The sequence below is a fragment of the Vibrio sp. QJM3NY_35 genome (assembly GCF_057785915.1).
Genome location: NZ_CM173507.1, coordinates 2236391 through 2248584 on the forward strand (window position 1 = coordinate 2236391; position 12194 = coordinate 2248584).

The 12194-nt window shown below is 43.4% G+C and carries 10 protein-coding genes; 7 read left to right on the plus strand and 3 right to left on the minus strand.

All coding sequences use genetic code 11. The features are described 5' to 3' along the window. Positions 1 to 299 precede the first annotated feature (299 nt). Positions 300 to 1028, plus strand: a complete 729-nt coding sequence (locus AC3CH3_RS10020) for a pseudouridine synthase (RefSeq protein WP_488537074.1) — start codon at positions 300 to 302, stop codon at positions 1026 to 1028. Between the two features lie 73 nt (positions 1029 to 1101). Here AC3CH3_RS10020 and AC3CH3_RS10025 read toward each other — a convergent pair whose 3' ends face one another. Both AC3CH3_RS10025 and AC3CH3_RS10030 read right to left on the minus strand, forming a co-directional pair. Beyond that, positions 1102 to 1749 (minus strand): DUF2057 family protein, encoded by a 648-nt coding sequence (locus AC3CH3_RS10025; protein WP_488537075.1) that lies wholly within the window; start codon positions 1747 to 1749, stop codon positions 1102 to 1104. A gap of 74 nt (positions 1750 to 1823) precedes the next feature. Further along, the gene (locus AC3CH3_RS10030) at positions 1824 to 2843 is read right to left on the minus strand and encodes a porin (RefSeq protein ID WP_488537076.1); all 1020 of its coding nucleotides are present in this window, start codon (positions 2841 to 2843) and stop codon (positions 1824 to 1826) included. 513 nt (positions 2844 to 3356) lie between these two features. Between AC3CH3_RS10030 and dinG the strand changes: the two genes are divergently transcribed. The 5 genes from dinG (at position 3357) to AC3CH3_RS10055 (ending at position 8255) form a co-directional block, all read left to right on the plus strand. Further along, positions 3357 to 5432 (plus strand): ATP-dependent DNA helicase DinG, encoded by a 2076-nt coding sequence (gene dinG / locus AC3CH3_RS10035; RefSeq protein WP_488537077.1) that lies wholly within the window; start codon positions 3357 to 3359, stop codon positions 5430 to 5432. Between the two features lie 128 nt (positions 5433 to 5560). Further along, positions 5561 to 6340 (plus strand): sulfite exporter TauE/SafE family protein, encoded by a 780-nt coding sequence (locus tag AC3CH3_RS10040; RefSeq protein ID WP_017062114.1) that lies wholly within the window; start codon positions 5561 to 5563, stop codon positions 6338 to 6340. Positions 6341 to 6362: 22 nt separating this feature from the next. Continuing rightward, positions 6363 to 6911 carry a primosomal replication protein gene (locus tag AC3CH3_RS10045; RefSeq protein ID WP_488537078.1) on the plus strand — a complete coding sequence of 183 codons (549 nt, stop codon included), beginning with the start codon at positions 6363 to 6365 and terminating at the stop codon, positions 6909 to 6911. Further along, positions 6901 to 7071, plus strand: coding sequence for a pleiotropic regulatory protein RsmS (gene rsmS, locus AC3CH3_RS10050; RefSeq protein WP_017111064.1), 171 nt, complete (start codon positions 6901 to 6903; stop codon positions 7069 to 7071). Before AC3CH3_RS10045 ends, rsmS begins: the two co-directional genes overlap by 11 nt. 50 nt (positions 7072 to 7121) lie before the next feature. After that, the gene (locus AC3CH3_RS10055; protein WP_372122632.1) at positions 7122 to 8255 is read left to right on the plus strand and encodes a ribosomal protein uL16 3-hydroxylase; all 1134 of its coding nucleotides are present in this window, start codon (positions 7122 to 7124) and stop codon (positions 8253 to 8255) included. A 111-nt stretch (positions 8256 to 8366) separates the two neighbouring features. On the opposite strand, the gene AC3CH3_RS10060 is transcribed toward AC3CH3_RS10055, so the two are convergent. Next, positions 8367 to 10484 carry a methyl-accepting chemotaxis protein gene (locus AC3CH3_RS10060; protein ID WP_488537079.1) on the minus strand — a complete coding sequence of 706 codons (2118 nt, stop codon included), beginning with the start codon at positions 10482 to 10484 and terminating at the stop codon, positions 8367 to 8369. Positions 10485 to 10983: 499 nt separating this feature from the next. On the opposite strand from AC3CH3_RS10060, the gene emrD reads away from it, so the two are divergent. Next, entirely contained in the window at positions 10984 to 12189 is a 1206-nt protein-coding gene (gene emrD, locus AC3CH3_RS10065; RefSeq protein WP_488537080.1) for a multidrug efflux MFS transporter EmrD, read from the plus strand. The last annotated feature ends 5 nt before the right edge of the window (positions 12190 to 12194 follow it).

Here is a 12194-nt window from a genome sequence, read left to right on the forward strand (position 1 = left end):
AAGCTCATTTAAAATAGTGAGCATGTTATAAATTGACCAGTAAGCCACTCAAAGAGTGAAAACTGCTTACTCGATAGTCGTACTCTATCTTATTTTTCATGCAATCTTGATGACAGCATGAACCAAATCCGTGAGTGCGTTGTTATAATAAAACACGAAGGTATAATTAAACAAATCAGGCTTAAGAGTCCATCAACTTGTTCTATTTTGTGTCTTTTAGGCGCGCAAATGATAGCTCAATTCCGTTTCAGTGAAAACTTTTCAGCACACTTCGTTTACATTTTTGCAAGGTAGTTAACATGTCTACTCGCTCACGCAGCGCATCTCGTTCAGACAAACCGGCTCGTTCTGGTGCAACATTAAAACAAAGCGGTAATAGACAAAGCCGAAGCAGTGATAGGAATAACACTGGCAATTCGCACAAGAAATCGCACTCAAGTAAACACAGATATAAAGCGAAACCTGCGAACACAAAATCTAAAATTGCACTCGAAGATCGCAAAGTCATTTTGTTCAACAAACCATTCGATACTTTAAGTCAGTTCACTGATGGCGAAGGTAGAAAGACGCTCGCCGACTTTATTCCAGTAAAAGACGTTTATGCTGCAGGACGACTTGATCGTGATAGCGAAGGGTTAATGGTTTTAACCAATGACGGTATCTTTCAAGCCAAGCTAACTCAACCAAACTCAAAATCACCAAAGACTTACTGGGTGCAGGTTGAAGGCGCACCTTCTGAGGAAGATTTAGATAAATTGAGAAAAGGCGTCGAACTAAAAGATGGTATGACGCTACCTGCTAAGGTGGAGTTAATGGCAGAGCCAGAGGTATGGGACAGAAACCCACCAGTAAGATTCAGAGCTGCGATACCAACTACCTGGTTAGCGATTACGATCATCGAAGGACGAAACCGTCAGGTAAGACGAATGACGGCAAACATCGGCTTCCCTACTCTACGCCTTATTCGCTATTCTATGGGCGACATGAACCTAGGTCAGCTTCAGCCAGGTGAGTGGAAAGAGATTTAACAAAAGGCTAGATAGAAATGAAAAAGCGAGATGTCTGTTACATAAGGGCACCTCGCTCTAAAAACTTTTGGTATTATTTTTGGTCAATCAACCATTTTTGAAATGCTTTACGCTCTTCTTCACTGGCTCTTGAATACCAAAGCTTAAGTTGAAGCGTGTTTTCAGACTCTTGAACCGTGCTATCAGCAGCAACAGTCGCACCAACCACAGCACCAGTTTGTACCGCTGCAAGTTCTTCTTTCAGTGAACGAATCTTTCCAGAATCAAAAACTAAGCCTCTTTCTTGGTTGTAGTCTTTAACCAGCTGAGGAATATCGCTGTAAGGAAGTGCGCCTTGAGATGGCGGTAACACTTCTTGCACTACTTTTACGTCATCACCATTTATAGCGATATTGAAAATAGGAAGCTCTCTGTCTACGTTTCTTTCTATCTTTGCGTATTTTCTGCTTACAAGATCAACATCAACATCCGCATTTTCAGGAACATCTACAACCATAATGTAAGGAACGGTACTGATAAATTCGCGCTTGCCTTTATCACTCAAATACCCTGTGTAATCTAAAACGAGTTGATTTTCACCAGTGGTTAATACAGCATCTTCCACACTTTCGACGACCTCACCGTTCAAAGTATTTAGTGAAATACCAGAAGCTAAATCAATAGCAGCTGTTGCGTATGGTGCAGAGAATAGACAAACAAAACTCAAATACCACTTGTTCATGTACGATTCCTTAATCAATAAATGTAAAAAAGCCAGCTAATAGCTGGCTTTTGTATAGCATAGTTAACTACAGATTAGAATGTGTAGTAAACACCAGCGATAACGCCGTCAGCATCTAGAGTTTGTGATGCGTATTCGAAATCAGCAGTTTGGTATTCAGCTAGGAATAGGATGTTGTCACGGAATGCGTAATCAACACCAACAACTAGGTTAGTAGAGTCGATATCAGAAATCTTAGAAGTACCAGCTGCTGTAGAGATTTCGTCAGTTGTTGCTACAGCGTAAGTTGTGTATAGACGAACAGCGTCGATTTGGTAAGCAGCTGCGATACCCATAGTTTCACCGTTGCCGTAAGAATCAGCAGCGATGTCAGATAGGTCCCAGTAACCGTAACCTTGGTTGCCTTCAAATTGTGCGTACGTAACAGCTAGGTATAGGCCACCAAACTCAGCAGAAGCAGAAACACCAGCAAGAGAGTAATCTACGTCTTTAGCAGCGTCACCAGTGATGTAAGAAGCACCGATAGAGAAGTTGCTGAATGCGTAATCTGCAGAGATACCGTAAGTGTTGTCAACGTCTTCAGTAGAATCAGTGTTAACGTCAGCTACGATTGTGAAACCTTCAACGAATTGACCTTTGAATACAGCACCGTGGCCAGAAGACTCGCGGTGGTGACCACCAGTAGAGCCCATGTAGTTACCTTCGTTTGTGATATCGTCTTTCTGGATAGCGTCTGCAGATTCTGCTAGGTCGCCGGTCTCACCGAAAGCCATACCCCAAGTGTCAGTTTTAAAACCAGCTAGAACGTCATCGAACTTAGCGTTGCTGCCGTCAGTTTCGATTTCAAAAGATGCGAATGCTGTAAACTGGTCGTTTAGCTTTTGCTCTGCATCTAGTTGGATTTTAGCCCAAGTAGAAACGTCAGCTTCGTTCTTAGTTGTTTCAGTTAGGTTTTTGTCTACTTCAGATTGTGCTAGGTAGATATCTACCTCACCTTTTAGGCCAACTTTAGTATCGTCGTTAGAGTAAATTTCTGCTGCGTTAACAGAAGTTGCTGTAGCTGCGATAGCTAGCGCTAATAGAGTCTTTTTCATAATAAATCCACTGCCTTTTCTAAGAATGGGAGATCCTTGCCCGGTTCCCTTTTATTTTTATGACTGGTCATTACCACTCTTTGTTGGTTAATCACCGTCACTAAATTTCGAGGTCTAGATTGCAAAAGATTATCCTGCGTGTCAAATAAACTAAAAACAAACCTAAAAAAAACACAAAACAATCAAAATCAACCACTTACATTTTTTTTCATTGTTTTACGAGCAACTTATCCTTAGTTTTATCAGGAAATATAATAATCCAAAAAAAGAACAAAACAGCATTTAACACCACAAACAACTCACAACAACGCTACACTTCAGGATTTAACACCTATAAGCCAGTCTTTTTTAATATTTATATTTCGCAACATAAATAAAATAGTTAAGTTCCTGATGGTTCAGTTTTTTTTTGTGAACAAGATCTACCTTTGATTCAAAAGCAAGCTATTTCACCGTAAATGTACCGACTAGTGATATGTGCTACTATCCTCGCTCCGTTACGTAGGTCACAGTATGCTAACTACTAAAATTCAAAAATCTATTCGCACCAGTTATCAAAACCTCCAAGATCAGTTGGACAACTTTGTACCTCGTCGTGCTCAAAATTACCTTGTTGCAGAAATAGCGAAGACACTTTGTGGTCAATACCACAAAAGTAATCGCATGATTGTTGCAGAAGCGGGGACAGGGATCGGGAAATCACTGGCTTATTTAATGGCTACTATTCCTGTCGCTGTGCTCAATAATCGAAAAATAGTCATATCGACGGCGACGGTTGCGCTACAAGAACAGCTCGTCAATAAAGATCTCCCTCTATATAGAAGACTGACTGATCGAGAGTTTTCTTTCATATTAGCGAAGGGCAGACAGCGTTATTGTTGCTCCGAAAAGCTAGCCGCTGCCTGCGGGGTTGATGGCGGACAAATGGCAATGTTCGAATCTAAGCCGAAGAAAAAGGATATCGACCAACTTCAAACCATGTACCGCAGCCTAACCCAAGGGAAATGGGATGGTGACCGTGATTCGTGGCCAAAACCCATCGACAATATGATTTGGCAGATGATTGTCAGTGATAAGCACAGCTGTAACAACAGTATGCCCACGCATAGAGACTGTCCTTTCCAGAAAGCGCGCTCAGAGTTAGATAAAGCAGACGTGATTATCGCCAATCACAGTTTAGTGATGGCTGATGCTGACTTAGGCGGTGGTGTGATACTGCCTGAACCAGAAAACAGCATCTATATATTCGATGAAGCTCACCATTTACCGCATGTAGCTAGAGATCACTCTTCTGCGGCTGCGAGCTTAAAAGGCGCGGCATCATGGTTGGAGCGTTTGAATCAATCAATCACCAAGCTTTCAGGCCTCGCTGACGAAAAGCGTGTCCACCGATTTAGAAATGAACTGCAAGACTCAATGCAACAGCTGATCCCTACCCTGACTCAAATGAGCAAACAGTTTGACGCTAACCACTTTGAAGACGGCTTGTATCGCTTCGAACATGGCGACTTACCTGAGTGGCTAGAGAATGAATCTAAAGATCTCAAGCAACTCACGCAAAAGGCGAGCCAAGCCGTTGCGAAGATTGCAGACCTGATTGCGGAACGAGTTAAAGACGGCGAGCTTTCAGCAAAGCTTGCAGAGCCAGCACTTGCAGAAATTGGCTTCTATATACAAAGAACAGAGAACCTTGCTCAAGTTTGGCGCTTAATGGCTGAACCGAAGAGAGAAAAAGGCGCTCCTTTGGCTCGTTGGCTCGAACTGAATAAAGAAAGCGAAGGCGATTTTGTTGTGAATGTATCGCCATTAGAGGTAGGTTGGCAACTGGATCAGCAAATCTGGAGCCGCTGTGTTGGCGCGGTATTAGTATCTGCAACCATGAGGGCGCTCAACTCTTTCAGCTTTTTCTGTCATCAAGCAGGTATCAGCCAAAAAGCAGAAGATGGCGTACAATTTTTGGCTTTGGCATCACCGTTTGATTACCAGAATCAAGCAGAGCTGATCGTGCCGGCAATGAAGTACGAACCACAAGCACCTCAGTTTACCGAATATCTTATTGAAATTTTGCCTAAGGTAATAGAAGACAAAAAAGCCAATCTCGTTCTATTCTCTTCTTACTGGCAAATGAACAAAGTTGCAGAGGCTTTAGCAACAGATTTCGTTAAAAAGTCGTGGGCATTGCAGGTTCAAGGCGATACTTCACGAACTGAAATCCTAAAAAAACATAAAAAGCTAATAGACCAAGGTAAAACCAGCGTTCTTTTTGGAACTGGAAGCTTTTCTGAGGGTCTTGATCTACCGGGTGAGCTTCTTGAAAACCTCGTTATTACTAAGATTCCTTTTGGTGTTCCTACCTCTCCCGTAGAGCAAGCACATTCAGAATATATTGAATCACGCGGTGGTAACCCTTTTATGCAGATTACTGTTCCAGATGCGAGTAAAAAGCTTATTCAATCAGTGGGTAGACTACTGCGTAAGGAAAGAGATTCTGGTAAAGTCACGATCCTTGATAGACGCATAGTAACGAAGCGATACGGAAAGTCCCTACTCGATTCACTACCGCCTTTTAAAAGAACAATAAAATACTAATATACCCTGCCTTTGAGGTAGTTATGGGCCTTCATCGCTAGGCCCTTGCATTCACAACCCAACATGACTAATCCACCGGTTTTTCATGTGGCTGCCCTATCAGCCGATAACGAGAACACTAGCTATTTATGGAAATGATTGAGCCAACCATGTTGGTCATACTTGCTCTGGTTGCATTTGCAGCAGGCTTTATTGATGCTGTCGCAGGTGGCGGAGGGATGTTAACCGTCCCAGCTTTGCTATCGCTTGGTTTACCGCCACACATTGCACTCGGAACTAATAAGCTGGCCGCAACGTTTGCTTCATCTACAGCTGCATTCACTTACTACCGTAAAAAGCTGTTCAAGCCTGAGTGTTGGGTCAATGCATTCATATCTACTTTAATCGGTGCGACAATCGGCACACTCACTGTTGATGCTATTAGCACAGAGTGGTTAGAGAAGGTATTGCCGTTAGTCATTCTTGCCGCTGCGGTCTATACCATTTTTCATAAGACTCCAGATGTGAGCCATAATGTGTCTCCTAAACCTTGCCCTGTACTTAAGAGAAAACAAAAGTACCAAGGATTCATTCTTGGTTTTTATGATGGGGTTGCAGGCCCAGGAACTGGCGCGTTTTGGACAGTAAGCTCTATGGCGCTTTATCGCTTAAACATCTTACTTGCCTCAGGCCTATCCAAAGCCATGAACTTTACCAGTAACTTTACCTCTTTGGTGACCTTCGCGATTCTTGGTCATATTGATTGGGTTCTAGGTTTAACTATGGGTCTTTGTTTAATGGCCGGAGCGTTTGTTGGTGCTCACTCTGCTATTCGTTTCGGTGCTACATTTATACGACCTGTGTTTGTTACCGTAGTAAGCGTACTTGCAATTAAACTGGCATATGAAGCTTGGTTTGTGAACTTATAGGCAGTAGCCAACGGGAAGTGAAATGAATCAATTTTCAAAGCTAAAAAGTGTCATTGATACCTTAATTAGCCATTGCTCTCAGGTTGATAAATCTCGAGGGGCATATCATCAAGCCTTATTTGACCGAGCCTTATTTAAATGTGGCGCCTCTATTTTACTTCCCTATGCACTTGAAACTCAGGCAACGTACCGCACCATTGTGCGTGAACAAACCACAAATCAACTGACCGCGTCCAGAGCCAGCTACCTGACAGAAAAGCTGACCAATCAGATTGCAGCAATCCAAAGAGAGTTAGCCAACCACGATTTACGCTTGGACCGAAAAAGTAAGTCAAGGAAAACCCTTAACGACCTATACAACGAACTCGCACAACACCAAGATTGGCAAAAGCGGCTCGTCGATTTAGTTCAAACACGAAAATTAGCGTTTGATTCTGCGCCACGTCACCATAAGAAAAAAGCGGAAGAGGCTTGGCAACTCGCAAAAGAACGATTGGAACGCTGTGAGGACTCAATGAAGAACATTGAGAGATTGATTAACTTAGAGAACCCTAAGCGAAATGAGCACTGATAACACATCATCACCACTGGATAACGCACCTGAAGAAGTTAAGTTAGCTGTCGACCTTATCTACTTACTCGAAAGCAACGAGATCGACCCTAAGGTTGCGTTAGAAGCAATTAAGATTGTCCAGCAAGATTTACAAGCCAAACTAGCATCTAGCATCTAGCATCTAGCATCTAGCATCTAGCATCTAGCATAAAAATATACAGGATTCACATGTACCAACTTAGCTTTTCTATGCCCGAGTTTCTTGAAAACTACTGGCATAAAAAACCAACCATCTTAAAAGGTGGCTTCCAAAACTTCGTCGACCCAATTTCGCCGGAAGAACTTGCTGGTTTATCGATGGAAGAAGAAGTGGATTCTCGCTTTGTTTCTAACCTCGACAACAAATGGACAGCCGAACACGGTCCATTCACTGAAGAGAAGTTTGGTGAGCTGACTGAAACACATTGGCAATTGATCGTTCAAGCAGCCAACCATTGGCATCAAGGTGCAAATCAACTGACTGAAGCGTTCCAACAATTGCCAAACTGGTTGTTCGACGATCTCATGATTTGCTACTCAGCACCTGAAGGCGGTGTTGGCCCACATATTGATCAATACGATGTATTCATCATTCAAGGCCAAGGTAAGCGTCAATGGAAAGTGGGCGCGAAAGATGTTGGTCAATACAAAGAGACCGTTCAAGCGTCTGCTCTACGCCAAATAGAAGGCTTTGAGCCAATCATTGATGAAACCTTAGAGCCAGGTGATATCCTTTATATCCCACCGGGTTTCCCGCATGAAGGGAACACGTTAGAGCCGTCAATGAGCTACTCGATTGGCTACCGCTCTCCTAAGGAGCAAGAGCTAATCAGTAACTTTGCCGACTTTGTGCTTGCTCATGATATGGGTGATGTTCACTTGCATGATCCTGAGTTCAAAACGCAAGATGGCTACGGCAAGATTCGTTCGTCAGATTTGAGTAACCTAACTGATATGTTGAAGTCGGCATTAGAACAGCCTGAAACCGTGAGTGATTTCATGGGTTGTTTGCTGAGCCAATCACGCCACCAGCTTGATATCGTTGCGCCAGAACCTCTATGGACTCCAGAAGAGATCGCTCAACACTTGGAGTCTGAAGGCGAGATCCACCGTGTATCTGGCTTAAAAGCGCTTTACCACGAAAATGAAAGCAACACAGCTTACATCAATGGCGAAGTGGTTAAGGTTGATGAAGCGGACTCTTCATTACTCAACATACTTTGTGATGAGACTGTGATTAATTCAGCTGCTGCTCTATCTCCTTCGGGCGTAACTGTCGTGACGGAATTAGTGAACAAAGGCTACTGGTTCATTGAAGAGTAAGCAGTATCAACCACTCGTTGTTGACTAACTTTGGTTGCAAGATATAAAAAAGGGACAAATGAAAACCTCATTTGTCCCTTTTTCAATTTTGAATTTGTTAAGTCTTAATGGTTATACCTTGAACTGATTGACCAATTTCTGTTGCTGCTGAGACAGCTGATCAATTTCGTTGCCCACTTGTTCAGAAGCCGCTGCTTGTTCCAAGATCTTCGCACTCAAGTCTCGAATGTTAACCACGCTTTGATTCACTTCACCAGACACCGATTGCTGCTCTTCTGCCGCTCTTACGATCTGATTGTTCATATCACTGATCGCCTCAATAGAAGTAAAGATCGAACCTAAATCTTCAACTGCTTTCTGAACGTGTAGTGCTGTGTCGTTTGCAAGTATATTGCCTTCTTGTATCGCTTCAACGACATCTTGAGTTCCAGCATGAACCTTGTCGATCACCGCTCTGATCTCACCAACCGATGACTGGGTGCGACTTGCGAGGTTTCTTACCTCATCCGCAACAACAGCAAAACCTCGACCTTGTTCGCCAGCACGAGCCGCTTCAATCGCCGCGTTCAATGCCAGTAAGTTAGTTTGCTCAGAGATCCCTTCAATCACACTTAAGATCTCGGTGATGTTTCCGTTATTTTTGGCCAACTCTTCAACAATTGGAACAGCACTCGACATACGCTCCACCAGCTTTCTCATTTCACCGGCTGAAAGCTCGATAACCTGTTGCCCTTGTTGAGCAGAACGATTCGCTTCACAAGCAGCATCAACGGCCACTTCTGCGTTTTGTACCACTAAGCCCGCTGTTTGCGTCATCTCTTCGGCCGCTGTCGCCACAAGATCGACTTCTTTAAATTGAGATTCGCTGCTTTCTCGAGTGCTTGATGCCGATGCTTTAGCCTGGCTTGTCGTACTCGCCACTTGCTCAGTAGTGTGAATAACTTCTTTGATCGTGTGTTGTAGCTTGTCTAAGAATAAGTTGAACCCTTTAGATAGCTGACCAATTTCGTCTTGAGACTTAACCTCTAAACGCTGCGTCAAATCCCCTTCACCAGAAGCAATATCATTAAGTCGCTCGACCACTTGTCGAATAGGCTTCACAATTGAAAGGGAAGCAAATGCGATGATGGCTAAACCGAACAAAATGAACACAGTACCGGCAATCACTTCCGTCTTAATGCCTTCGCTTAACTTAGTGCTAATGATGGAGTCCAATTTGTTGGCATCAGCGACGACGCTCTCTCTCGGGATCTCAAACAACACACCCCAAGTTTGATTAGCCGCAACAACAGGTGCAAAGGCAAGTAACCACTCACCGTTCTCACTCCATTGCGTTGTCACTTCACCACCAAAGATAAAGTCGGTCATTAAATCACTGTTTGTATTGTCACTTTGGAAGGTTGAACCGACCGCAATACTTGAATCATCAGAAGCGATAACTGACCCATCTAGACTAACCGCATAAGCTTTACCCGCACCGTTAAACAAGCTCTGATCAGATTGCGTAATCACACTCGTTAAACCATCGAGTCTTAGATCAATACCAAGAAAACCAATAGCAACGTCGTCAACCAAAATAGGGACTGAAATAGAGGACGTAAGTAGTGCTACACCACCGCTGTTCACGACTCTCGGCGTACTAATACATGTTTGCCCTGAAGACAAAGGACAGTAAAAACGTTCGCTATTGCTGCCATCATTCAAGATCGATTCTGAAAGAACGTTCGCTAGAACATTTTCACCGTTATCCGCTACCTTCCAATAAGGAGCAAAACGACCTTTTTCGTTAGAGCCAACATAATCAGCATCGACATAATTCGCATCTTCGCTATCAAGTAAATCAGGCTTGAAAACTAGATACGCACCTTGAATAGAGTCGAAATTTAGAACCGAGCGACGAACCATTTCATCCAAGGCGGTACGAAGCTCTTCACTTGGCGTAAAGTTTTCGTCTGCATTGTTTTTTAGAAACTGAGCACTGGCCGCAAGCATCTCTGCGCGGTAAATAGCTTCGTCTACATAACGTTGAGTTTCTTGAGCATTGAGTTGAGAAACAGACGCCAGCAACTGCTGAGTTTTATTGATAACTGATTCTGAACTTTGAGATTTGATGACTTGTTGATTACTCGTCGCGTTGTAGATCGAGAAACCAATAAGAGACAGTGACGTAATGATTAAACAACAACCTGCTAAGAGGGTTATTTTCCACTGTACCGATAGAGAGCGCATTTAATATCCTTATTTAAGCCAAAAGACTTCCATAACCATAACTATCACATCGACAACGAATTGCTGTACACAATGTAAATGAGTTAGACGAATAGCTTAGCGGATAATTACAGCACAAATTGCTTACATATAAAACGAAAGTTTATACAAATGTTAATAGGGCGTGTTTTCTTCCTTTTTTCTGTGATTTCAAATGATGTACTCATATAATCATTGGCTATGTTGCTTAGGTTTTAGCACTTTGGACATAACCAAAACATCGATATTTAAAGGAAGCCCATTCCACCCTCTCCCTCCTTAAAACGTAGCTATTTCGGATTAGTTTTTATAATCCAAGTTATAGATTTTTATCTTGGTCAACTTCACACTTTTTGATTGCTAAGCCCGCAATCAAGCTCTAATATCTCGCGCCTAGATTCCCTGATCACTTTATTCATTTGGCTCTCCTTTAATGGAGCGCTAAGGCTTTTTACGTCTTAATTTTTGGAGAGATACGCAAATGTCCGCCTCGTTTCCATTAGCGAAACTTACCTTTTTAATCGCTATTCTGACTGCCGTAGGTCAAATGACTCAAACGATGTACGTGCCTTCTATCGGTCATATGGCAGGTGAGTTCTTAGTTTCGGCATCTTCACTGCAAGCGGTGATGGCGTGTTACTTGATCCCTTATGGTCTGTCGCAATTTGTCTACGGCCCACTTTCTGATCGCCTAGGTCGCAAACCGATCATCGTGATTGGTTTGATCATCTACATCATCGGTACTTTGGTAGCATTGTTCGCTCACGAATATGAATGGTTCTTAGCGGGCAGCTTTATCCAAGGTTTGGGCATCGGTTGTGGTGGTGCGATGTCTCGTACATTGACTCGCGACTGTTTTGAAGGCGCAGAGCTGCACCGTGCAAACAGCTTGATTAGCATGTGTGTGATTTTCTCACCATTGATGGCTCCTGTACTGGGTGGTTACCTAACAGAAGTTTTCGGCTGGCGTTCTAGTTACTTATTCCTTGCGCTGTTTGGTATTGCTGTTGTGATCACTATGATGACGAGCATGATGGAAACACTGCCGAAAGAACGACGCAAGCATGAATCGGTTGCCAACAGCTACAAGTTCGTTCTGTCTGATAAACGTTTCCAAGGTTTCTTATTGGTATTGGTCGCAACCTTTGCTGGTGTAGCCGTATTTGAAGCAGCGGCAGGTGTGTTGCTTGGCGGCGTACTTGGCTTACCTGCAACGACAGTAAGCTTGTTGTTTGTCTTGCCCATTCCAGGTTATTTAGTGGGTGCTGGCTTATCTAGTTACATCGCACAACGTCGCAGTGAGCGCCGCGCACTGAATGTTGGTCTTGTTGCTATCTTGGTAGGCTCAACAGTGGTGTTAATACCGGGTTTATTTGGTCAAACAACAGCATTAACCTTGATTGGCGGCGCAACCATTTACTTCTTGGGCGCTGGTATCTTATTCCCAGCAGCAACAACAGGGGCACTTTCGCCACTCCCATACCACGCTGGTACTGGAGGCGCGATCTTAGGTGGCATGCAAAACCTAGGTGCTGGCATCGCAACACTATTGGCATCGTTCTTCCCAGCTCAAGACCAACTGCCACTCGGTTGCCTGATGATTGCAATGTCATTCATCGCTATGCTGGGTTTACGTTGGGTTAATCGTAAGCCTGACCACTCAAACGAAATGCCATTGGCTATTTAACGTAA